This is a genomic window from Streptomyces sp. NPDC007896 (assembly GCF_042959425.1).
Lineage (GTDB): Bacteria > Actinomycetota > Actinomycetes > Streptomycetales > Streptomycetaceae > Streptomyces.
In genome coordinates, this window is record NZ_JBIBKX010000015.1 from 185,964 (window position 1) to 208,195 (window position 22,232).

Annotated in this window: 23 protein-coding genes; 11 read left to right on the forward strand and 12 right to left on the reverse strand. The window is 71.4% G+C overall.

Annotation, left to right across the window (positions count from 1 at the left end; translation table 11 throughout):
- Positions 1-36: 36 nt before the first annotated feature.
- Positions 37-816, forward strand: coding sequence for an alpha/beta fold hydrolase (locus ACFZDJ_RS39035; protein ID WP_390931560.1), 780 nt, complete (start codon positions 37-39; stop codon positions 814-816).
- Positions 817-932: 116 nt separating this feature from the next.
- Here the strand turns inward: ACFZDJ_RS39035 and ACFZDJ_RS39040 are convergent, their stop codons facing one another.
- Complete coding sequence (locus ACFZDJ_RS39040; RefSeq protein ID WP_391066480.1) at positions 933-1,148, reverse strand: hypothetical protein; 216 nt, start codon at positions 1,146-1,148, stop codon at positions 933-935.
- A 100-nt stretch (positions 1,149-1,248) separates the two neighbouring features.
- Positions 1,249-2,205 (reverse strand): glycine betaine ABC transporter substrate-binding protein, encoded by a 957-nt coding sequence (locus ACFZDJ_RS39045; protein WP_384913491.1) that lies wholly within the window; start codon positions 2,203-2,205, stop codon positions 1,249-1,251.
- A 331-nt stretch (positions 2,206-2,536) separates the two neighbouring features.
- Between ACFZDJ_RS39045 and ACFZDJ_RS39050 the strand changes: the two genes are divergently transcribed.
- From ACFZDJ_RS39050 to ACFZDJ_RS39065, 4 genes are read left to right on the forward strand one after another with little or no spacing between them, the layout of a single operon-like run.
- A complete protein-coding gene (locus tag ACFZDJ_RS39050) occupies positions 2,537-5,410 on the forward strand; it encodes an ATP-binding protein (RefSeq protein ID WP_391066221.1) in 2,874 nt (957 codons plus the stop codon).
- 2 nt (positions 5,411-5,412) lie between these two features.
- Complete coding sequence (locus ACFZDJ_RS39055; RefSeq protein WP_054228754.1) at positions 5,413-5,886, forward strand: roadblock/LC7 domain-containing protein; 474 nt, start codon at positions 5,413-5,415, stop codon at positions 5,884-5,886.
- A gap of 59 nt (positions 5,887-5,945) precedes the next feature.
- Positions 5,946-6,377: a DUF742 domain-containing protein gene (locus tag ACFZDJ_RS39060; RefSeq protein ID WP_060898551.1), complete on the forward strand. Its 432-nt coding sequence runs from the start codon at positions 5,946-5,948 to the stop codon at positions 6,375-6,377.
- Complete coding sequence (locus ACFZDJ_RS39065) at positions 6,328-6,939, forward strand: ATP/GTP-binding protein (RefSeq protein WP_054228753.1); 612 nt, start codon at positions 6,328-6,330, stop codon at positions 6,937-6,939. The genes ACFZDJ_RS39060 and ACFZDJ_RS39065 overlap by 50 nt, the downstream gene beginning before the upstream one ends.
- A 55-nt stretch (positions 6,940-6,994) precedes the next feature.
- Here ACFZDJ_RS39065 and ACFZDJ_RS39070 read toward each other — a convergent pair whose 3' ends face one another.
- Genes ACFZDJ_RS39070 through ACFZDJ_RS39080 form a run of 3 tightly spaced genes read right to left on the reverse strand, consistent with a single transcriptional unit; the run spans position 6,995 to position 9,506 of the window.
- Positions 6,995-7,669 carry an ABC transporter permease gene (locus tag ACFZDJ_RS39070; protein ID WP_075025595.1) on the reverse strand — a complete coding sequence of 225 codons (675 nt, stop codon included), beginning with the start codon at positions 7,667-7,669 and terminating at the stop codon, positions 6,995-6,997.
- A complete protein-coding gene (locus tag ACFZDJ_RS39075; protein ID WP_385383851.1) occupies positions 7,666-8,373 on the reverse strand; it encodes an ABC transporter permease in 708 nt (235 codons plus the stop codon). Before ACFZDJ_RS39075 ends, ACFZDJ_RS39070 begins: the two co-directional genes overlap by 4 nt.
- Positions 8,370-9,506, reverse strand: a complete 1,137-nt coding sequence (locus ACFZDJ_RS39080; protein WP_391066223.1) for an ATP-binding cassette domain-containing protein — start codon at positions 9,504-9,506, stop codon at positions 8,370-8,372. The genes ACFZDJ_RS39075 and ACFZDJ_RS39080 overlap by 4 nt, the downstream gene beginning before the upstream one ends.
- A 300-nt stretch (positions 9,507-9,806) precedes the next feature.
- Between ACFZDJ_RS39080 and ACFZDJ_RS39085 the strand changes: the two genes are divergently transcribed.
- Positions 9,807-11,897 (forward strand): GH92 family glycosyl hydrolase, encoded by a 2,091-nt coding sequence (locus tag ACFZDJ_RS39085; protein WP_391066226.1) that lies wholly within the window; start codon positions 9,807-9,809, stop codon positions 11,895-11,897.
- A gap of 32 nt (positions 11,898-11,929) precedes the next feature.
- On the opposite strand, the gene ACFZDJ_RS39090 is transcribed toward ACFZDJ_RS39085, so the two are convergent.
- Positions 11,930-12,709 (reverse strand): DeoR/GlpR family DNA-binding transcription regulator, encoded by a 780-nt coding sequence (locus tag ACFZDJ_RS39090; RefSeq protein WP_168506312.1) that lies wholly within the window; start codon positions 12,707-12,709, stop codon positions 11,930-11,932.
- Between the two features lie 155 nt (positions 12,710-12,864).
- On the opposite strand from ACFZDJ_RS39090, the gene ACFZDJ_RS39095 reads away from it, so the two are divergent.
- Together ACFZDJ_RS39095 and ACFZDJ_RS39100 are read left to right on the forward strand one after the other, a co-directional pair.
- Positions 12,865-13,755: an SIS domain-containing protein gene (locus ACFZDJ_RS39095; RefSeq protein WP_391066229.1), complete on the forward strand. Its 891-nt coding sequence runs from the start codon at positions 12,865-12,867 to the stop codon at positions 13,753-13,755.
- A 32-nt stretch (positions 13,756-13,787) separates the two neighbouring features.
- Positions 13,788-14,639 (forward strand): ketose-bisphosphate aldolase, encoded by an 852-nt coding sequence (locus ACFZDJ_RS39100; RefSeq protein WP_390931570.1) that lies wholly within the window; start codon positions 13,788-13,790, stop codon positions 14,637-14,639.
- Positions 14,640-14,641: 2 nt separating this feature from the next.
- On the opposite strand, the gene ACFZDJ_RS39105 is transcribed toward ACFZDJ_RS39100, so the two are convergent.
- Positions 14,642-14,923 carry a hypothetical protein gene (locus ACFZDJ_RS39105; RefSeq protein WP_389594093.1) on the reverse strand — a complete coding sequence of 94 codons (282 nt, stop codon included), beginning with the start codon at positions 14,921-14,923 and terminating at the stop codon, positions 14,642-14,644.
- Positions 14,920-15,753 carry a phytanoyl-CoA dioxygenase family protein gene (locus ACFZDJ_RS39110; RefSeq protein ID WP_391066232.1) on the reverse strand — a complete coding sequence of 278 codons (834 nt, stop codon included), beginning with the start codon at positions 15,751-15,753 and terminating at the stop codon, positions 14,920-14,922. Before ACFZDJ_RS39110 ends, ACFZDJ_RS39105 begins: the two co-directional genes overlap by 4 nt.
- Positions 15,754-15,824: 71 nt before the next feature.
- Between ACFZDJ_RS39110 and ACFZDJ_RS39115 the strand changes: the two genes are divergently transcribed.
- Complete coding sequence (locus tag ACFZDJ_RS39115) at positions 15,825-16,598, forward strand: helix-turn-helix domain-containing protein (protein WP_390931575.1); 774 nt, start codon at positions 15,825-15,827, stop codon at positions 16,596-16,598.
- Here the strand turns inward: ACFZDJ_RS39115 and ACFZDJ_RS39120 are convergent.
- Positions 16,588-17,733: a methyltransferase gene (locus ACFZDJ_RS39120; RefSeq protein WP_390931577.1), complete on the reverse strand. Its 1,146-nt coding sequence runs from the start codon at positions 17,731-17,733 to the stop codon at positions 16,588-16,590. The two genes, ACFZDJ_RS39115 and ACFZDJ_RS39120, sit on opposite strands and share 11 nt — an antisense overlap.
- Before the next feature lie 104 nt (positions 17,734-17,837).
- Here ACFZDJ_RS39120 and ACFZDJ_RS39125 point away from each other — a divergent pair, with 104 nt between their 5' ends.
- The gene (locus tag ACFZDJ_RS39125; RefSeq protein WP_391066483.1) at positions 17,838-18,539 is read left to right on the forward strand and encodes an alpha-ketoglutarate-dependent dioxygenase AlkB; all 702 of its coding nucleotides are present in this window, start codon (positions 17,838-17,840) and stop codon (positions 18,537-18,539) included.
- On the forward strand, positions 18,536-19,780 hold the full coding sequence (locus ACFZDJ_RS39130; RefSeq protein ID WP_351299784.1) for an ROK family protein: 1,245 nt from the start codon (positions 18,536-18,538) through the stop codon (positions 19,778-19,780). The genes ACFZDJ_RS39125 and ACFZDJ_RS39130 overlap by 4 nt, the downstream gene beginning before the upstream one ends.
- Positions 19,781-19,844: 64 nt before the next feature.
- Here ACFZDJ_RS39130 and ACFZDJ_RS39135 read toward each other — a convergent pair whose 3' ends face one another.
- Genes ACFZDJ_RS39135 through ACFZDJ_RS39145 form a run of 3 tightly spaced genes read right to left on the reverse strand, consistent with a single transcriptional unit; the run spans position 19,845 to position 22,061 of the window.
- Positions 19,845-20,822 carry a phosphotriesterase gene (locus tag ACFZDJ_RS39135; protein WP_391066234.1) on the reverse strand — a complete coding sequence of 326 codons (978 nt, stop codon included), beginning with the start codon at positions 20,820-20,822 and terminating at the stop codon, positions 19,845-19,847.
- 35 nt (positions 20,823-20,857) lie between these two features.
- Positions 20,858-21,442 carry a DUF4865 family protein gene (locus ACFZDJ_RS39140; RefSeq protein ID WP_390931580.1) on the reverse strand — a complete coding sequence of 195 codons (585 nt, stop codon included), beginning with the start codon at positions 21,440-21,442 and terminating at the stop codon, positions 20,858-20,860.
- A gap of 22 nt (positions 21,443-21,464) precedes the next feature.
- Positions 21,465-22,061 carry a TetR family transcriptional regulator C-terminal domain-containing protein gene (locus tag ACFZDJ_RS39145; RefSeq protein ID WP_390931581.1) on the reverse strand — a complete coding sequence of 199 codons (597 nt, stop codon included), beginning with the start codon at positions 22,059-22,061 and terminating at the stop codon, positions 21,465-21,467.
- Positions 22,062-22,232: the final 171 nt, after the last annotated feature.

A 22,232-nucleotide genomic window follows, 5' to 3' on the forward strand; every position in this document is an offset into this window, starting at 1 on the left:
CCGTCAGTAACCGGACCGCACCGCAGGAGGCCACCCATGCCGCAGCTCGAAGTCGACGGCGCCAGACTGACGTACGACGACGAGGGCCCCCGCGACGGTGCGGGCGCGCCCCTGGTGTTCATCCACGGCTGGACCGCCAACCGGCACCGCTGGGACCACCAACTGGCGCACTTCTCCGCCACGCGGCGGGTCATACGTGTCGATCTGCGCGGCCACGGCGAGAGCGACGGGTCGGGACGGCGGAGCATCGGGGAGCTGGCCGGGGACGTCCTCGCCGTCCTCGATCACCTGAAGGTCGACCGGTTCGTCCCCGTCGGTCACTCGATGGGCGGGATGATCGCCCAGACCCTGACGCTGGGCCACCCCGAGCGGATCGAGCGCATGGTCCTGGTGAACTCGATCAGCCGGATGACGTACAGCCGGGGGAGGGGCCTGCTGATGGCGGTGTCCACGCGGGTGCCGTTCAAGCTGTTCGTCGCCGCCAACATCCAGCGGGCCTTCGCCCCCGGCTACCCGCGCGAGGAGATCAAGGAGTACATCCGGACCTCCGCGAACACACCGCGGGAGGTGGTCATGACCTGCTACGGCGCGATGCGGTCCTTCGACGTCCTCGACCGGGTCGGGGAGATCCGTGTCCCCACCCTCATGATCCACGGCTACTACGACATCCAGCTGCCCGTCTCCCAGATGCTGCGGATGGCGAAGGCGTACCCGGACGCGGAGGTGCGCATCCTGGACGCCGGCCACGAACTCCCGGTGGAGAAGCCCGAGGAACTCACCTCGACCATCGACCGGTTCCTGACCGAGCGCCCCTGAGGCGCCCGCGAGCCTACGAGGTTGCCTCAGGACCTGTCCGGCCGAGCGACCGGCAGCGGGCGTCGGGCGACCTCGTGGGCTTCCTCGGGGGGCAGGCCCAGCATGCGCAGGATGAGTTAGGCCATCTCCTCGTCGGTGCCGGGGCCCGACTGCTCGGACTTGGCGGACGACTTCAGCTGGAGCAGCCCGAGGAGGGAGCCGCCGACGGCGCTGAGGGCGACGAGGGGACTGTCCACCTGGAAGCGGCCGGAGGCGTTGCCCTTCTCGATGTCCCGCAGGGCGCGGGGGCCCAGGCCGAAATCGGCGTGGATGCGGGGGAGGCCGCCGGTGATCTCGCGACGGACGGGCGAGCCGTCGTGCCGCGGTGACCCCGCGGCACGGCAAAGGCCGGAGCGGCGGACTCCCGCTCCGGCCTGCGCACCTGCGTCAGAACTACAGGCCGGCCGTCGACAGCCAGCTCTTGGCCACGTCCAGCGGGTCCTTGTTGTCGTTCTGCACCTGGGCGTTGAGCTTGACCAGGGTGTCCGTGTCGAGCTTCGCCGATACGGCGTTGAGCGCGGAAACTCCGGCGGCGGAAAGACCGCTCTTGTAGGCCAGCGGCGTCACGTTCTCAAAACCGAAGAGATTCTTCGGGTCTTGAAGGACCACGAACTTGTTCTTGGTGATTCCGGGGTCGGTCGTGAAAATATCTGCGGCCTGAATGTTGTTGCCCTTGAGGGCCGCCACGGTCAACGGTCCACCCGCGTCCAGCGCCTTGAACGACTTGAATTCGAGGCCGTATTCGGACTTGAGGCCCACCAATCCCTGCTTGCGCGTCTGGAACTCCGGCGAACCCCCGATGACCACGTCCTTGGCCGAGGCGGAGAGGTCGGCGATCGTCGACGAGGTCGTGAGCTTGTACTTCTTGGCGGTCGCCTCGTTGACCGCGATCGCGTCCTTGTCCTCCGCCTTGGAGGGCTCGAGCAGGGTCAGCTTGGCATCGAGCGCGGCCGTGATGGCCTTGCTGGTGTCCTCGACCGTGGTCGGGGCCGCCTTGGCGTTCAGATAGGCCAGCAGCGCGCCGTTGTACTCGGGCAGGACGGTGATCGTGCCGTTCTTGATCAGACCGTAGGTGGTCTCGCGGCTGCCGATGTTCAACTTGTAACTGACCTTGATGCCCTTGGCCTTCAGGGCCTCGCCGTAGATGTCGGCGAGCAGGATGCTCTCGGGGAAGTTGTTGGAGCCGACCACGACCGTGCCGCCCTTGGCGGTGTCGCCCTTCAGCGGGTCCTTGCTGTCGGAGTTGTCGGAGGAACCGCAGCCCGTGAGGGCGGCCGCAGCCACAACCAGCAGGGATACAGCGTACGTTGCGGTCGTTCTGGTGCTTCTGGCGTGAGTCACGTTGGTCATCCAGACTTGTGCATGGGCGGTCGGCGGCCGGAAGGCATGGCGTGATGACGATCCAATCGAGCCCAGTAACGCACCGTCAAGACACGAATAGATCACCGATGGAGATCACACGGCTTCGCCGCGTGGGCGCAACCTGACCGAAACGTGCGCGAATCCGACGTATCGTCATGTCAGCTTTTGGTTGATCATGGCCGTACTCTTGCGGCAGCCGCTAATGTTGGCCGAGTCGGGGGACCTGGTTCCACTTGCTCGGCCCGAGCGTGCTGGCTTGACCCAGTCCACGCAGCCCGGGCTGCGGGCTTCCAATTGGGAATGAAGTCAAGGAGGTTTGGTGCCCGCGCACAGGAAAGCCGCCCGGGGGCCGCAGACCACGGCTCCCCGAATAGGCCGGACGCCTTCCCTCCTGGACCGTTGGCCTTTCCGCAGGAAACTCAACGTCCTGGTGATTGTCCCGCTCGCCGTTGTTTCGGCGATGATCGCCTATGTCGTGTACGCCGAGATCGACTCGGCCCGTTCCGCCGCCTCCACCGCCCAGCTCGTGCGGGACAGTGCGCAGGTCACCAAGCTCATCGACGGCGTACAGACCGAGCACCGGCAGGCGCTCCTCGTCTCCCTGCGCTACGAGGCCGCCCGCTCCGGCGACAAGGCGCCGGGCACCTCCGCCTTCCTCCAGGCGCAGCAGAAGGTCGCCGCCCAGGCGGAGGCCGTGCGGTCCACCTACGGGGACCGGCTGCCCGACGCCGAGGCCCAGGCGCTCAAGGAGCTGGAGGGCCTCGACAGCCTCCGCAAGACCATCGAAGAGGGCCCGATCCCCGCCGACAACATCGACCCGGCGTACGGATCGGTCATCGAGGGCCTCATCAACGGCCTCGGGCTCGGTCAGTCGGGCGGCGAGTCCTCGGAGTCCGCGGGCAATCTGCTGGACGCGCTGCTGCGCGCCGACACCGCCCACGCGTCCTTCGAGACCAGCGTGTTCGCGGCCCGGACCCGGGACCCCAACGCGCTCATCGAGTACACCGGCGCCGTGGGCGACTACGAGCAGTACACCTACCAGGCCGAGCGTTTCACCCGGTTCGCCAGCCAGGAACAGGGCGCCCAGCTCGCCGCGATCGAGCACAGCCCGTACCAGAGCGTCGTCGCCCAGCACTACGCCGCGCTGCAGGTCGACCCCAGCGGTCTGGTCGCGGGGAACGCCTCGCAGCTGCGCGCCGCGCTCGACGACGCCCTGGCCGCCGACCCGACGTACCAGCGTCAGGCGGAGAACCGGCTGAAGATCACCGAGTCGCTCATCCACCAGATCGCCGCCGACACCCAGAAGGCGTCCAGCGACGCCTGGTGGCAGGTGCTGTGGCTGGTGGCCGCCAACCTCGCCGCCTTCGCGGCCTGGATCCTGTTCTCCGTGCTGGTGCGCCGCTCCGTGGTGCGGACCGTGCGGAGCCTCACCGAGGCGGCCCAGCACGTGGCCGACGCGGCCGAGACCGAGCTCGCCCGGGTCGCCGACGACGACGCCGACGACGCGAGCCCGCCGCGCCTGGAAGCCGTACCCGTGCCGGTCCGCGACGAACTCGGCGAACTCGCCGAAGCCTTCAACCAGGTGCAGGTCACCGCGACCGCCCTGCTGGAGCGCCAGGTCATCAGCCGCCGCAACATCGCCGAGATGTTCGGCAACGTCGGCCACCGCGTCAGCAACCTGACCGCTCGTCAGCTCGCGCTGATCGACTCGGTGGAGCGCGGCGAGACCGACCCGGAGGTACTGGACCGGCTCTACCGCATCGACCACATCGCGGTACGCCTCCAGCGCAACGCCGACAGCCTGATGCTGCTCGCCGGCATCCGCGAGACGGGCCTCAACACCGGGCCCATGCGGCTCAGCAACATCGTCCGCGCCGCGCTCGGCCAGATCGAGGGCTACCAGCGGGTCACCCCGCACGCCGAGGGCGATGTCACCGTCGCCCCCGACATCGTCGGCGACCTCACGCTGATGCTCGCCGAACTGCTGGAGAACGCGGTGACGTTCTCCCCGGCGTCCAGCAGCGTCGAAGTCGTCCTGCGGCCCCGGCACGGCTCCGGCGGCGGCGCCTTGATCGAGATCATCGACCACGGACTCGGGATGAGCGCCGAGCGGCTGGAGGAGGAGAACGCCCGCCTGATCCGCCGCGAACGGCTCGACCTGGCCCCGACCGAGGTCCTCGGCCTCTTCGTGGTCGGCGGTCTGTCCCGGCGCTGGGGCATCGAGGTCGTCCTGACCCGCACCCCGGGCGGCGGCGTCACCGTCACCGTCGCGGTGCCCGGCTCCCAACTGCTGCTCGCCGACCCCACGGGGGCCGCGGCCAGGGCCCCGCACATCCTGCCGCCGCCACGCCGCTCCGGCGGGACCGAACCGCGCCCCGCGGCGGTCGACCCGGAACCCGGCCCCTCGTCCCTGCCCCGCAGGATCCCCGCGCGCGGCCGGGGAGCGGACGGCCACACGGGCCGTCAGGAACCGACGGGCGACGGCGCCATGGGCGGCTATGCCGGTGCCTCCAGGCCCAGGCCGGGCGGCACACCGGGCACCACGCCTGCGGGGGCGAGGCAGCCCGCGGAGCGCGAGACAGCGCGACGAGGCACGCCTCAGGACGCGGTCGGCGGCCCGGGTCACCAGCGTGGCACCGGCACCGGCATGGAGAGCGGACACGGCCGGCCGTCGCGCGCCGCGGGCAGCGGCATCGACAGCGGGCTCGTGCAGAGGTCACGCGGCGCGAGCACCGGCCCGGGGAGTGCGGCGGGGCAGCCGCCGCGCGGCCCGAACACCGGCACGAGCGGCGGGCTCGGCCAGCCGCCCCGCGGCGCGAACACCGCGCGCGGCTCCGGCACGGCCCCGTCGATACCCGGCAGCGCCCCGGCGCGACCGGGCGAGGGCGGCCCCAGTCCGCTCAGGCGGCGGGTGCGCGGTGCGACCCTGCAGGCCACCACCGCCTCGACCCGGCTGCCCAAACAGACCATCACCAACCCACGGCCGCCCGCCTGGCAGACCGCCGACGCGGAAGCGGCACGATCCGAGATCGACGAGTTCGAGGAAGCCGTCCTGCGGGCCGAGCGCGAGAGCGCGACAGAGGTCCGTGGTACCGGCTTCGGGTCGGCCCGTTCAGGGGGCCGTCCCGACACCTCTGGCGATTCCAGCACAGAGAACAACAGACCCTCATTCCCGGAAGGCATGAGCAAGTGACCATGTGGACAGGTGGACCGGAGTCCGCAGCCGTGGAACAGGCGACGGACGTGAAGGCCGCCGCTGCCGACTTCAATTGGCTGCTCAATCGTTTCGCCACCGAGACCGCCGGCGTCGTCGACGTGATCGGGGTCTCCTCCGACGGTCTGTTGATCGCGGTGTCCCAACTGCGCGGCAAGGCGGACTCGGAGCGGCTCGCGGCCATCGTCTCCGGGATCACCAGCCTCGCCATGGGCGCGTCCGGCAACTACGGCCTCGGCGGGCTCAACAAGGTCATCATCGACCTCGAGGAAGGGCACGTCCTGGTGTCCGCGCTCGGCGCGGGCGCCGTGCTCGGCGTGGTCGCCTCCAAGGAGGCGAAGCTCGGGAACATCGCGTACGAGATGACCCTCTTCGCCAACCGCGCCGGTGCCGCTCTGAGCCCGCAACTGGTCATGGAGCTCAAGAACACCGTGGGGATCGCGCCGACCGGTTGACGGTCGGCGGGGGCGTCACGAAGGCCGGGACGACCCGCGAGGTGAAGGGTGAGGACGAGATGACGGCCGGCGAGCCATCAGCCGCCGACGACGACGCATGGGGAGCGGAGCACCCCCCGTCGATCGTCAGGCCATTCCTGCTGACCGCGGGGCGGATCGCCGGCGGTGACAGTCTGGTGCCGACGATTCCGATCGAGACGCAGGTCGTCGCGACGGATCTCGGTCTGGCCACGCTGGACGCCTTCGTCTTCGACCAGCACCGCGACATCATCACGGTCTGCCGCCAGCCGCAGTCACTGGCAGAGATCGCGGCGAAACTGCGGATGCATTTGAATGTGATCAGGGTGCTCGCCGACGATCTGCGCGCCGACGGTCAACTGGCCTTGTACGCACCGCAGGCCGAATCCGCCCGCGACGCCACCGTATTGCGAAGGGTTATCGATGGTCTCCGAGCTATCCCCGACTCCCGGGGCGCGATCCGTGAGCGCTGACACCGAGGGTCCCCGGCCGCCGATGCCGGTGAAGATGGTGATCGCGGGCGGCTTCGGCGTGGGCAAGACCACCACCGTGGGTGCCATCTCCGAAATCGAGCCGCTCACCACCGAGGCGTCCATCACCTCGGTCGCCGCGGGCATCGACGACCTCTCCCACACCCCGGAGAAGATGACGACCACCGTCGCCATGGACTTCGGCTGTGTCACGCTCGACCCGACCCTGAAGCTCTATCTGTTCGGCACCCCCGGCCAGGAGCGCTTCGGGTTCATGTGGGACGACCTGGTCGAGGGTGCCCTCGGCGGGCTCGTCATCGTCGACACCCGCCGGCTCGACGACTGCTACGCGGCCGTCGACTACTTCGAGCATCGCGAGATCCCCTTCGCGGTGGCCGTCAACGCCTTCGACGGCAAGGTCGAACACGACCTGAACGACGTACGGTGGGCCCTCGACGTCGGCGACCACGTGCCGCTCACCGTGTTCGACGCCCGTGAGCGCGGGTCCGTACGGGACGCGCTCCTCGTCGTCCTCGAACACGCCCTGGCGACCGCGCAGCAGTGAACGAAGGAAAGAGGGGGGACGGGCCTTGTGGCTCGTCCCCCCTCTTTCCTTTTCCTCAGGCCGTACGGCGCCTGCGTACCCCCGGGGACACCGCCACCCGGGCAATGGCCCAGAACAGCACCAGCACGAGCAGCGCGAGGATCGCGGTGAGGGCCGCGCCGCCCACCACCTTCTCGTAGTTGCGCTGGTAGAGGCCGTCCAGGATGTAACGGCCGACCCCGCCGAGGCTCACATAGGCCGCGATGGTCGCCGTGGACACGATTTGGATCGCCGCCGAACGCAGACCGCTGAGGATCAGCGGCAGCGCCGCCGGCACCTCGACCTGGAACAGGACCTTCCCCTCCGGCATGCCCATTCCGCGGGCGGCGTCGACGGGGGAGGGATCCAGGGTGCGGATCGCCTCGTACGTGGTGATGAGGATCGGCGGGACCGCCAGCACCACGAGCGGGATCATCACGGGCACGATGCCGAGGCCGAGCCAGACGAACATCAGCACCAGCAGCCCGAAGGTGGGCAGCGCCCGGGCACCCGCCGACACGAAGGCCAGCGCGTTGCCGCCGCGGCCGGTGTGTCCGGTGACCAGGCCGATGGGCAGGCCGACGGCCGCGGCGATCGCGAGCGCCCCGGCGGTGTACTGGAGGTGTTCCCACACACGCTGCGGGATGCCGTCGTACCCGTGCCAGTGGGAGCCGTCGGAGAAGAAGGACTGGATGAAGTTGAGTACGTTCACGAGACGCTCTCCGGTGTGCGGGCGGCGCCCGCGATCGTGGACGTACGGCGTGCGGCCTTGCGGCCGGAGGTCGGCTGCCAGGGGGTGAGCACGCGGCGCAGCAGGACGAGCACGGCGTCGACCAGCACCGCGAGAACGGCGGTGGTGACCACCGAGTTCACGGCGAGGAGAGGGCGGTGGTAGAGCATGGCGGTGGTGAGCAGGTTGCCGAGCGCCCCCTGGTTGCCGATCAGCGAGCCGACGCTGACCAGACTGATGCTGGACGCGGTCGCCACGCGCAGCCCGGCCATGATCGCGGGTACGGCGATGGGCAGTTGGACCTGGAGGTAGCGCCGCAGCGAACCGATGCCCATCGCCGCGGCGGCGGCGTTCGTCTCCTCGGGGACCGAGCGGACGCCGTCGACGACCGCCGGGACGAGAACCACCAGACTGTAGAGGGTCAGCGGGATCATCACGGTGGTCTTGCTCAGCCCGGTGTAGTCGATGAGCACCACGAAGAAGGCGATCGACGGGATCGCGTACAGCACCGTGGTGATCCAGAGGACCGGCGGATAGATCCAGTTGACGCGGACGCACAGCAGGCCGATCGGCAGCGCCAGCAGAAGGCCGACGAGAACCGGGACCAGCGCCTCCTGCATGTGCGTGGAGATCAGGCCGAAATAGCTGCTCTGCAGGTCGCTCGGGATGTCGAAGAAGCCGTTCATCGCGCGGCCTTCACCGTGGAGACACCCTCGGAGTCCGCGGCGCGGCGCTGCCTGGCCGCGCGGATCGCCGCGGCGACCGTCTCCTGACCGGCGAGCCCCAGCACGCGTCCCGCCCCGTCCACGGCGACCGCCTGACCGGTGGGCGAGAGCACCGCCCGGTCCAGCGCGACCCGCAGCGAGTCCTTGCCGACCTCGAAGGCCTGCCCGTACGGCTCCAGTGCCTGGACGTCACCGGCCCACACCGTCAGGTCGGCCCAGCCCAGCGGCTTTCCGTCCGCGTCGGTGACCAGGACCGGCCCCGCGCCGCCCGACTTCCCGGCGAGCTGCTGCCAGTCGCTGCCGACCGGGAAGACCTGGGAGCGGTCGAGTGCGAGGTCGCGGGTGGACAGGAACGACAGCCCGCGGATGCCCCGGTCGCCGCCGAGGAACTCCTCCACGAACGCGTCGGCGGGCGCCGACAGCAGCTCGTCGGGGGCGGCGAACTGGGCGAGCTTGCCACCGGTGCGCAGTACGGCGACACGGTCGCCGATCGTGATGGCCTCGTCCATGTCGTGGGTGACGAACACGATGGCCTTGCCCAGTTCGCCCTGGATGCGCAGCAACTCCTCCTGCAGACCACGCCGGACGACCGGGTCGACGGCGGAGAACGGCTCGTCCATCAGCAGGATCGGCGGGTCGGCGGCGAGTGCGCGGGCGACACCGACGCGCTGCTGCTGGCCGCCGGAGAGCTGGTAGGGGTAGCGGCGGGCCATGGCCGGGTCCAGGCCCACCCGTTCCATCAGTTCCGCCGCGCGGGCGCGGGCGCGCTGCTTGGACCAGCCGAGCAGCCGCGGCACCGTGGCGATGTTGTCGAGGATCGTGCGGTGCTGGAAGAGTCCCGCGTTCTGGATGACGTAACCCATGGACTGGCGCAGGGCGTTGACCGGCTTGCGGAGGATGTCCTCGCCGTTGACGCGGATCGTGCCGCTGCTGGGCTCGATCATGCGGTTGATCATCCGCAGTGTGGTGGTCTTGCCGCACCCCGAAGGCCCGACGAGCACGGTGATCGAGTGGTTCGGTATCTGGAGGGACAGGCGATCGACGGCCACCGTGCCGTCGGCATATCGCTTGCTGACATCTTCGATGGCTATCAAGCGTCGAAACCCTTCGGGAACGGCTGTGATCGGACGTGACCGGATCACATGCACGAGGCTGCGTAGTCTAGCCAGTTGGCGCGTGTGTTCGGGCACCGCGGGCTGGCCGGTTGTGGAGGGTGCGCAGGTGGAGGCCGTCGCGTCGCACGAGCCGGTCGGGTGAGAGCGGGCGCTCCGCCGTGCGGGTGATCTCCGGGCGTGGCGGCGCGGGAGCGACGGCATCCCCGGGGAGACTGTCGCCCTCATGCCCTGCCGCCCCGGGGACAGGGCCTGTCCCCGCCACAGCCCGGAGAGACTCACTTGCGATTCCCCTTCCGCCGGGCCGCGCTGGCCGGCGCCGCCGTGCTCCTCGTGTCGTCCGCCCCGGCCGCACCAGCCGCCGCCAACGACACGGTGGCCGACCCGGCCCAGTACGTGAACCCCTTCGTCGGTACCGCGCCCGGAGGAGCCGATTTCGGCCACGGCGGTGGTGCCGGAAACACCTTCCCCGGCGCGACCGCGCCGCTCGGCGGGGTGCAGTGGAGCCCGGACACGGTGACCTACCAGCACGGCGGGTACGCGTACGGGGACAACCGGATCAGAGGGTTCAGCCTCACCCACATCTCCGGGGCCGGCTGCAGGGACTACGGCAATGTGCCCTTCATGCCGATGCTCGCCGGCGACACCAGTGGACGGGCGACCTTCTCGCACGCCAACGAGCTGGCGACACCCGGAAGCTACCGGGTCGTCTTCGACAACGGCATCGGCAGCGAACTCACCGCCACCCAGCGCTCCGGCATCGCCCGCTTCACCTACCCGGCCACCGACGACCGCCCCGCCGCGCTGAGCGTCGACGCGGGCAAGGCGTTCAACGCGGCGACCGGAACGGTCGACATCGGCACCGACACCCTGTCCGGGTTCACCGACAGCGGCGGCTTCTGCAAGTCCGCCAACCGCTACCGGCTCTACTTCCACGCCGTGTTCGACCACCCCTTCGCCCACGTCGTCCACCCCGACGGCAGACCGGGCGCCGCGCAGGTCTCCTTCGGACCCGACGTACGCACGGTGACCGTCCGCGTCGGCGTCTCCTTCGTCAGCGTCGACGGCGCCCGCGGGAACATCGCCGCCGAGCAGCACACGGACCCGTACGACCAGATCCGGCGGGCCGCCCGCGACCGGTGGAACGACTGGCTCGGCCGCATCAGTGTCGGCGGCGGCACCGACACCCAGCGCCGGGTCTTCTACACCGCCCTGTACCACTCGCTCCTGCACCCCAGTGCCTTCAGCGACGCCGACGGCCGCTATCCCGGCATGGACGGCCGCATCCACACCACCCCCGCGGGACACGTCCAGTACGCGAACTTCTCCGGCTGGGACGTCTACCGCTCCCAGGTCCAGCTGCTCGCCCTGCTGGCCCCGCACGAAGCCTCCGACATCGCGCAGTCCGTCCTCAACCAGGGCGTCCAGGCCGGCTACTTCGACCGGTGGACCCTCGCCAACGGCGGCACCGGCGTCATGGTCGGCGACCCGCTGCCCGTCATCGCCTCCGCCGTCTACGCCTTCGGCGCCACCGACTTCGACGCCCGCGGCCTGCTGCGCGCTGCCATGGCGGGCCGCAACGACGGGCGCCAGCGGCCCGGACACGCGCAGTACGACTCCCTCGGCTACATCCCCGCCGGCACCAAGGGAGTGTGGGGCCCGGCGGCCACCACCCTCGAATACGCCGTCTGCGACTACGCGTTGGCCCAGCTCGCCCACCGTCTGGGCGACACCTCCGCCTACGACACCCTGCTGAAGGCCTCCGGGAACTGGCGCAACCTCTTCAATCCCGCCACCGGCTACCTCCAGCCGCGCGCTGCCGACGGCACCTGGCCGGCCTTCACCCCCGCGCAGACGAAGGAGTACGTCGAGGGGAACGCCGCCCAGTACACCTGGATGGTCCCGCACGACCTGCCCGGGCTCTTCACCCTGATGGGCGGGAACGCCGCCGTCACCGCCCGCCTCGACACCTTCTTCACCCAGCTCAACGCGGGCGGCACCCAGCCCTACGCCTACCTCGGCAACGAGCCGTCGTTCGACACCCCCTGGGCGTACGACTTCGCGGGCCGCCCCGACCGCGCCCGCGACACCGTCCGCCGCGCCCTGACCACCCTGTTCAGCGACCGCCCGGACGGCCTCGTCGGCAACGACGACCTCGGCGCGATGTCCTCCTGGGTCGTGTGGGCGAGCCTCGGCATGTACCCGCAAGCCGCCGGCACCGGGCAACTCGCCCTGGCCGACCCGGCCTTCCCCAGCGTCGTCGTGCACCGCCCGGGCGGCCCCAGGACGGTGCTCGTCGCGCCCGACGCCTCCGCCACCAGCCGCGACGTCCGCACGCTCACGGTCACTGCGCCGCACCGAAAGGGTTCGTGAAACCGGCGTCGAGCCGGCGGGGCTCGGGACCGTCAGACGGCGACGACCTCGACCCCTGCCTCCGTGAACCGCCGCACGGTCTCCTCGTCCACCGCCGAGTCGGTGACCAGTGTGTCCACCGACTCGGCCGCGCAGATCCGGGCGAAGGCACGCCGGCCCAGCTTGCTGGAGTCGGCGGCGACGATCACACGCTCGGCGCGCTCGCACAGCAGCCGGTTGATCGCCGCCTCGGCCTCGTCGTGGGCGGCCGCCCCGTGCGTCACGTCGAAGGCGACCACGCCCAGCACGGCGACGTCCATGGTGATCTGGCTGAGCACACCGTCCGCGAGCGGCCCGACCAGCTCGTACGACTGCGGGCGGGCCACCCCGCCGGTCAGCACGATCTTGAACTGGGGCCGCACGGCCAGTTCGCCCGCGATGTTGAGCGCGTTCGTCACCACGGTCAGCGCGGGCGACCCCGAGGCGAGATCAGGGCGTACCGCCAGTGCGCGGGCCACCTCGGTGGTGGTCGTGCCGCCGGTCAGGCCCACCGCCTCGCCGGGCGCGACGAGATCGGCCACCGCCTTCGCGATGCGCTGTTTCTCCGAGGCGTGCCGGGCGGTCTTGTAGCGCAGCGGCAGTTCGTACGACACGCCGTGGACGACCGCGCCGCCCCGGGTGCGTACGAGCATTTGCTGCTCGGCGAGCTGGTCGAAGTCGCGCCGGATCGTGGCGGGCGACACCTCCAGCTCGGCCGCGGCCTGTTCGACCTCCAGTCGGCCCCGCTCCACGAGCAGTTCCAGCAGCGCCTTCCAGCGGGCGTCGCGCGACATCCGCACACTCCGTTCCTCGATCCTTCGCGACCCTAGCGCACCCCCGGCATACCGCATTCCCTGGCATTTCCGACGTCGAAATGCTTGATTGTGCTCGAAAGTCGGCCTTAACTTGCACTATCTTGCATGGAGGACGTCAGTAGGAGGGGTACGGCATGACCCATGTCGAGCACGAGCTGAACAGCCAGCCCGAGTGCTGGATCCGCGCCGCCGAGCAGGCCAAGGCGCACGGTGGCGCACTGCCGGAAGCGGGGGAGCGGGTCGCGATCGTGGGCTGCGGAACCTCCTTCTTCATGGCGCAGGCCGCCGCCGCTCTGCGTGAAGGGTCCGGGCAGGGCGAGACGGACGCCTTCGCCGCCTCGGAGTTCCCAGGCAGCCGCTCCTACGACCATGTGGTCGCCCTCACCCGCTCCGGCACCACCACCGAGGTGCTCGAACTCCTCGGGCGGCTGCGCGGGCGTACCAGGACGACCGCGATCACCGCCGACCCCGCGACCCCCGTGACGGACCTCGCGGACGAGCTCGTCGTACTCGACTTCGCGGACGAACGCTCCGTGGTGCAGACCCGGTTCGCGACCACCGCGCTCACCCTGCTCCGCGCCCACCTCGGACTGCACACCGACGCCGTCGTCGCCGACGCGCGCACCGCGCTCGCGACCCCGCTGCCCGAAGGGCTGGTCGACTGCGCCCAGTTCACCTTCCTCGGCCGCGGCTGGACCGTCGGGCTCGCCAACGAGGCCGGGCTCAAGATGCGTGAAGCCTCCCTGGCCTGGACCGAGGCGTACCCGGCGATGGAGTACCGGCACGGGCCCATCAGCATCACCACCGCCGGCACGGCCACCTGGATGCTCGGCGAGGCCCCCGAAGGGCTGGCCGAGCAGGTACGGGCCACGGGGGGACGGTGGGTGGCAGGTGAACTCGACCCGCTCGCCGAGCTCGTCCGCGCCCAGCGGCTCGCGGTCGCCGTCGCCGCGGCCCGCGGACTCGACCCCGACCGGCCGCGCCACCTCACCCGCTCGGTCGTCCTCGCCCCGTCGGCCCGCTGAGCCGGCGGGCCGCGCACCCAGAAGGAGAAGTTGTGCCACTCGCAGCCACCGGTGACCTGGTCACCGCCGCGGCCGGGGCGCGGACCGCCGTCGCCGCGTTCAACATCATCACCCTGGAGCATGTCGAGGCCGTCATCGCGGGCGCCGAGTCCGTGGCCGCCCCCGTCGTCCTCCAGGTCAGCGAGAACGCCGTGAAGTTCCGCTACGGACGGCTGCTGCCCCTGGCCCGCGCCGCCGCCGCGGCCGCCGAACGTGCCTCGGTGCCCGTCGCGCTGCATCTCGACCACGTCGAGAGCGACGAACTGCTCCGCCAGGCGGCCGCCGCCGGATTCAGCTCGGTGATGTACGACGCGGCCCGGCTGCCGTACGAGGAGAACCTCGCCGCCACCCGGGCCGCCGCCGACTGGGCACACGCCCAAGGCCTGTGGATCGAGGCCGAGTTGGGGGCGGTGGGCGGCAAGAACGGTGAGCCGGCGCTCGACGCGCACGCGCCCGGCGCCCGCACCGACCCCGCCGAGGCCCGTGCCTTCGTGGCCGACTCCGGCGTCGACGCCCTGGCCGTCGCGATCGGCAGCTCGCACGCGATGACCACCCGCACCGCCGCCCTCGACCACGACCGCCTCAAGCGGCTGGCCGCGGCGCTCGGCGTGCCGCTCGTCCTGCACGGTTCCTCCGGAGTGCCGGACGACGAACTGACCGCGGCCGTCGCGGGCGGCATCGCCAAGGTCAACGTCGGCACCGCCCTGAACATCGCGATGACCGGCGCCATCCGGGAGTTCCTCGCCGCCCACCCCGAAGCCGTCGACTCCCGCAAGTACCTCAGCGTGGGGCGGGAGGCGATGGCGGGGACGGTGGCGCGCCTGATCCGTGTACTGAGCGCCTGACCTCAGCGGCCCCCGACGTCGACCAGCTTCTCGAAGAAGAACTCGTGCTTGAGGAACGACACGTCGTACTCGCCCCCGGGATACGGCGGGATCAGCTGCGCCGCCTGGAACAGCCGCCAGCCGTCCTTCAGGGCGTCCACACCCGACGCGTACGGCGGCTCGTCGCTGTCCCCGGTCGTGGGGGACGTGCGGCCGGTGCCGTCGTAGACCGACCAGCCCACCACCTCCGCGTCCAGGGCGGAGGTGGCCAGGTAGAGGACCAGAACCTGCTGACGGACACTCATACGGCTTCCCTCTGAGGGCGGTTGGAGACCCGGGTCACCCAGTGGTCCAGGTCGAAGGAGTCGTCCCCGGTGAGCGCGCGCCACAGCAGGACCCGGTGGTAGATCTCGAGGCGGCCGGTGGCGGGCTCGTACCAGGGGAACATCGTGGAGAGTTCCCCGGCGACCCGCGGGTCGCCGAGATCCGAGGTGTCCCACAGCCGCCGCTGCCGCACGGTCGGATTGAAGCGGATCTTGAACATATAGCGGACCACGTCGCTGTCGTTGCGCCGCCCGCCGTGCCACAGGCCATGGTGCACAAACACCACGGTCCCCGCCGGGCAGACCAGCCGGCTCTGCCCGCGCAGATTCTGGTAGCGCCCGGTGTCCGACTCGTTGGTCCGCCGCAGATGGCTGCCCGGCACGCTGAGCGTGCCGCCCATGTCGAGGGTGACGTCCTGCGGGTAGTACATCAGCTGCACGTCGAAGGCGTCGGTGCGCACATCGATGATCGCGTCACCGTGCAGCGGCTGCGCCCGGCCCTCGCGCGGTTCGCGGATGTGGACGAAGTGGTGGTCGACGGCGGGGCCGGGCCCGACGAGGCTCCGCAGGGCCCCGGCCACGGCGGGGAGTTCCAGCAGCCGACGGACGAAGGAACCCGCCGGGTAGGCGGCCGGCACGGAGCTGCCGTAGGGCACCTCGGGCACGCCTGCGCGCAGCACCTCCATGCCCTCGGCGTTCATCTCCGGCGGCACGACGGCGTCCAGCCGCAGCGAGCCGTGGGCCACGAAGTGCGCCATCCGGACCGAACTCAGGAGTGGGGTGCCCGTGGTGTGCTCCAGCGTGTTGGTCATGCGACTCAACGTAGGATCGGCGCCGCCGACGGCGCGTTGGCGCGGCTCACCACTGCTGGTAGTTTTTCACCATGCGGGAGACGGAACTGCACCTCGGCGAGCCGCCCGCCGTCGTCAACATCGGCGTCGGCGTGCACGGCGTGGCGAGCCGCACGGACGTCTTCCGGCTGCCGGAGCTGTGGCAACTGCACCTCTACCAGTACGACGCCGAGCTGACCGTCGACGGCACCGCGCACACCATCCGCCCCGGCAGCGTGAGCCTCGTACCGCCCGGCACCACGGTCCGCTACCGCTACCAGGGCCGCTCCGAACATCTCTACGCCCATCTGCGCATCGCCCCCGCCGGACCGCCCCGCGCCGTCCCCGTGACGCAGGACGCGGGACCCGAATTCCCCATCCTCTCCAGCCTGTTGCTGAACGCGATCGCGGCGGTCCCCGGGGCACCCGAGCACACCCGGGCCGAGATCTGGACCGCGCTGTGGCGTATCGCCCGGCTCACCCCGCCCACCGTCACGAGCCGCGGCCCGCACCCGGCGGTCGGCACGGCCATCGCCCACATCGAGGCCCGGCTGGCGGCGCCGCTCACCATCCCGGAGATCGCCCGCGCCGCCGGGATCTCCCACAACCACCTCACCCGGCTCTTCCGCGCCGAGACCGGCACCACGGTCGTGGCCTACATCCGCCACCGCAGACTTCAGCGCGCCCACCATCTGCTGCGGGCCTCGACGCTCTCCATCCCGGCGGTCGCCGCCTCCGTCGGCATCCCCGACCTGCAGGCCTTCAACAAGGCGTGCCGCCGCGAACTCGGTGCCTCGCCCCGCGTGCTGCGCGGGGCTACTTCTTGACGGCCCTCAGGACGACGAACTTCGCGTCGCTCGCGACGAGTTCACTGTTGCCGAAGAGGCGGCGCAGCTTCAGGTGGTAGCCGAGATGGCGGTTCCCGATGACCCACAGCTCGCCGCCCGGCCGCAGCGCGCGCCGCGCCCCCGAGAACATCCGCCAGGCCGTGGTGTCCGTCGTCGCCTGGTGCGAGTGGAACGGCGGATTGTTCAGGACGAGGTCCACGCTCCCGGCGGGGACGTCCGCGAGTCCGTCGCCCACGCGGAACTCCGCACCCACGCCGTCGGTATTCTCCCGGTACGTCTCCTCGGCCGAGGCGACCGCCTGGTACGACTCGTCCACGAACAGCACCTCCGCCTCCGGGTTGGCCAGCGCCATCGCCGTACCGACGACTCCGTTGCCGCAGCCCAGGTCGACGATCCGCTCGGGGCCCCGGCTGCGCGGCAGGTGCTGGAGGAGGAAGCGGGTGCCGATGTCGAGACGGTCGGCGCAGAACACGCCGGCGTGGTTGACGACGGTACGGCCGGAAACCGGTCCGATGTCGTCGGGGAGCCGGTAGCTGTACGGCCAGGGGTTGGCGGCGCGGGCGATCCCGGGGTACGGGGTGCAGAAGATCAGCCGGGCCTTCTTCTCGGCCAGCGAGGTCCGGGTCGGGCCGAGGATCCGCTCGAAGAGGTGCAGCGTCGAGGTGTGGATCTCCTTGACCATGCCCGTGCCCACGACGACGGTCCCCTCGTGCACGCCGGGCGCCAGCCGGTGCAGCTGGTCCTCCAGCAGGGCGAGGCTCCTCGGCACCCGGACGAGGAGCACGTCGATGCGGTCGGGGGGCGTGTCCTGGGTGGTCAGCAGCCGTACCGCGGCCGCCTCGACCCCGTTGCGGGCCAGGTTCGCCCGGGTCGCCTCCTGCGCGAGGAAGGAGTCGGTGATCTGCGTCGGCCGGTGCGCCGACAGCGCCGTGGCGAGCGCTCCCCAGCGGTCGCCGACCACCACGACCGACCCGGACAGCGGCGTTCCGCTCTCCGCGAGGTGCCGCAGCAGATAGGTGTCGGAGGCGTCCCAGGCACGGAGCTGGTCGCGGGGGTCCTCGGGGAAGCGGGCCAGCGCGTACTCGGCCCAGGGCGCGGTCATCCGGTCGTTCATCGTGGGTCAAGGCTAGCCGAGCCGCAGCTCAGCCAGGTCCGGGCCGGGTCTTGATCAAGTGCGGGCACGGGACGGGCGGGGTGCGCGAGGATGGTGGCATGTCCATGGATGAGGAGCTGTTCCCCCGGAGCCGGGCGGAGATCGCGCCGGGCGCGGTGCATCTGCCGGACTGGCTGGACCCGGTTGCCCAGCGGGAGCTTCTCGATGCCTGCCGTGCGTGGGCCCGCCCTCCGGCCGGGCTGCGTACGGTGCGCACACCCGGCGGCGGCACGATGACCTCACGGCAGGTGTGCCTGGGCTGGCACTGGTACCCGTACCGGTACGCGCGCACGGTCGCCGACGGTGACGGCGCCCCGGTGAAGCCCTTCCCCGCCTGGCTGGACGAGCTCGGCCGCCGCGCGGTCGCGGACACCCTGGGCCCCGAGGCCGCCACCGCCCCGTACGACATCGCACTGATCAACTTCTACGACGCCGACGCCCGTATGGGCATGCACCGCGACAGCGACGAGAAGTCCGACGCGCCTGTGGTGTCGCTGAGCCTCGGCGACACCTGTGTCTTCCGCTTCGGGAACACCGAGTCGCGCTCGCGCCCGTACACGGATGTCGAACTGCGCAGCGGAGACCTGTTCGTGTTCGGCGGGGCCTCCCGGCTCGCCTACCACGGGGTTCCCCGAGTGCACGCCGATACGGCGCCGCCCGAACTGGGCCTGACCGGCCGTCTGAACGTGACGCTACGGGTGAGTGGCTTCCAGGTGCCTTCGGGCGGGGCACCGTACGAGCGGATCATGGGAGACTCGCCCTCATGAACGGCAAGGCGGGCCCCCGGACGGCGGGGGAAGGGAACACGCGGACACGGCTGGACCGGGGGCGCGGGGCGCTCGGACCCGCGCTGGAACTCGTGCACACCGGACGTGCGCCGACGCGTGCCGTACTCACCGCCGAGCTGGGCGTCACCCGGGCGACCGCGGGCGCGGTGGCCGCGGAGCTGGAGGCGCTGGGGCTGATCCGGGTCGACGCGCGGCCCGGCGCGGCGGCCGGTTCGCAGGGACGGCCCTCGCACCGCCTGGAGGTCGCCGAGGACGGTCCTGTCGCGCTGGCCGCTCAGGTGCACGCCGACGGGTTCCGCGCCGCACTGGTCGGGCTCGGCGGCCGGATCGTCGCCACCGCGCCCAGCTGCGAGACCGTCGACGCCGACCCCGCGAAGGTGCTGGGCGCCGTCGTCGAGACCGGCGCGGAGCTGCTCCGTGAGACCGGGCGGCGCTGTGTGGGCGCCGGACTCGCCGTACCGTCCGCCGTCGCCGAGCCGGACGGGCTCGCCCTCAACCCCCTCCACCTCGCCTGGCCCGCGGGCGCCCCCGTTCGCCGGATCTTCGCCGAGCGGGTGCGAGCGGCGGGCATCGAGGGCCCGGCGTTCGCCGCGAACGACATCAACCTCGCCGCCCTCGCGGAGCATCGCCACGGCGCCGGGCGCGGCGCCCGCGACCTGCTGTGCGTGGCCACCGGGCACCGGGGCGTCGGCGGCGCGCTCGTACTCGACGGGCGGCTGCACACGGGCAGCTCGGGTCTCGCCCTCGAAGTCGGCCACCTCACCGTCAACCCCGAGGGCCGCCCCTGCTACTGCGGCAGTCGCGGCTGCCTCGACGTCGAGGCGGACCCCCTGGCGTTCCTCACGGCGGCGGGCCGCGACCCCGGCCCCGAGGTGTCCCTCCTCCAGCAGGCCAACGACCTGATCCGCACCCGGTACGACCAGGACCCCTCCGTCCGCACGGCCACCGAGGCGCTGATCGACCGGCTCGGCCTCGGCCTCGCCGGACTGGTCAACATCCTCAACCCCGACCGGATCATCCTCGGCGGCCTGCACCGCACCCTCCTCGACGCGGACCCCGACCGCCTGCGCGCCGTCGTCGCCGACCGCAGCCTGTGGGGCCAGAGCGGCGGCGTACCGATCCTCGCCTGCACCCTGGACCACAACACCCTGGTAGGTGCTGCGGAGTTGGCCTGGCAGCCGGTCCTGGACGACCCCCCGGCGGCGCTGGCCCGCACCTGAGGTCGAACCCGGTCGCACCCGAGGCCGGACCTGATACGAGGCCGTCGAGGCGGTAGCGGCCCTCTCACGTCCTTGGTGTGCCCAGGTCCCACAGGGCCTGGGCGGCGTCCGGCAGCCGGGGCGGACGGGGTGATGTACCGCGCCACTCCACGGCGAGCGCCCGGCCGGGGTTCTCCGTGAAGACGCGCTCCACGAGTTCCGCACCCAGAGCCAGTGCGAGCCGCGGGCGCACCCGGCGCAGCAGATACGGCATCCCGGGGCCGCCGTTGACCGAGCGCGCCGCGGCGGTCGTCGTGTCGGCGCCGAGGAGCAGGCGGTGGCCGAAACCGGCGTCGGCCAGGGCGCGTACGGCGTCGGGCATGCGCCAGTCGGTGGCGTGGTTCGCGCGGGAAGGGCCGTCGAAGGCGAGGTAGGCGCCCGCCTCGGCGGCCTGACGCTGCACCACGAGGTCCGGGGAGCGGTTGAGGTGGCCCAGGATCACCCGGTGCGGCGGCACCTCCAACTCGCCGCACAGCAGGTCGAGTACGTCGAGCGCGGCCGTGCCCAGCTCCAGGTGCACGGCGATCGGCGCGCCCGTGGCGTGGTGCGCCTCGGCCGCCGACGTCATCGTCCAGCGGGCGTGCGCGTCGAGCGCGTGGAAGCCGCCCGCGACCTTGACGAGTCCGGCCCGGACCCCGGACGTGCCGATGCCCGAGGTGAGCTCGGAGACGAAGACGTCGGTCAGCCTGCCGCGCAGTTCGGAGAGTGACTCCGGTGTGTAGTGGACCGCTTGGTGCAGGCCCGTAGCGGCGACCACATGGACGCCGGTGTCACGGGAGAGCAGCGGCAGGTCCGCGGCGCGCCGGCCCAGCCCGTACGGCGTCCACTGCACCACGCTCCCGCCGCCCTGCTCGCGGAACGCGGCCAGTTCGGCCCGCGCGGCGGACGCGTCGCGCAGTTCCTGGCCGGGGAGCGCGGGACTGCCGAAGAAGAGGTGGTCATGGGCGTCGCACACCCCTAGGCGCTCGGGCGGCACGTCCCCGAGGACCGTACGGACCCTCACGGGGACGGCGACACCGAGGCTCGTGGGGGCAGGGCTCACCACTGCCGGCCCCGGGGCAGCAGGTCGCGCCCGGGCGCCGACACATGCAGCACCTGGAAGACCTCGCCGGGTGCCTTGGGCGTGTCGTGGTCCCAGAGAGAGAAGTGGACCAGCTCCCAGTGGCGCGGGTCGACGGCGGCGGCCGCGCACACCGCGCCGTCGAGCGAGGCCAGCCGCTCCGCCTCCGCCGCGGCCTCCGCCATCACCTCGGCCAGGTCGGCGCCCTCCGGTGCGGGCTGCCGTCGCCGCACCGCGACCTGGGCCGGTACACCGGTGGCGCCGCCCTCCTCGTACGCGAGGCCCGTCCAGTTCTGCACCACCGGGCGCCCGAAGTCATTGACGAGCCCCTGGAAGGCACCGCCCCACAGGAAGGAGTTCATGCCTTCGACGGTGTTCCAGAGGTAGAAGGGCGCGTACTGGTTGACCGGCGAGCCGTGCACCCCGCGCTCACGCATCAGATACGTCTTGAAACCGAGCCCCGCCCAGTCGTCGAGGAGGTGCCCGATGCGGGAGACCCGGGCGCGGATGATCCCCATGTCGTAGTCGGCGGGGAACGTCAGTTCGTACTGCATCGCGTGCATCGCATGCCTCCTTGAGGGGCCTTCAGGCCTTCAGGCCTTCAGTCCTTCGGCCGAGGTCCCGACGGGTGGGGGAGAGCAGGGCGAGCAGTCCGCGGACGGCCGTGTCGAAGGCGGCCGGGGATCCGGAGGCGCGCGCGAGCACATAGCCCCCCTGGATGGTCGCGAGGATCGTCGCGGCGATCTCCTCGGCGTCCACTGATGGCGCGAACTGCCCCTGTTCCTTGCCCTCTTCGATGATGTGGGCCAGTCGTTCGCGCAGCCAGTCGATCGTCTCGTCGACGGGGGCGCGCAGCTCCGCACTGGCGATCACGTCCGGGTCCATCGTCAGCCGACCGACCGGACAGCCGCGCAGGACGTCTCGCTCCCGGCGCAGATACGCCTCGACGCGCTCGTACGGCGAACCGGGCGTGCTCAGTACGTCCTCGGCGGTAGCCCGAAGTTCCTCGGCGGTGCGTCGGATCGCGGCGAGGGCGAGATCGGGCTTGCCCTTGAAGTGGTGGTACATGCTGCCCTGTCCGGCGCCCGCGTGCTCCTGGATCGCCTTGGGACTGGTGCCCACGTAACCGCGCTCCCACAACAGCTCGCGCGTGGACTCGATCAGCCGCTCCGGAGTGCTCATGAACTCACTGTACATACTAGTAGGTACAGAATCGAGGGCAGGAGGAGCGGGCCGAGGAAGCAGGCGGTGGCGCCCCGCGTACTCCCGCGGAGGTACGGGAACGGCCGCTGGCGGTACGACGACTCGGACCCCCTCCCGGAGCGAGTCTCGACGCATCGCAACAGCTCCCAC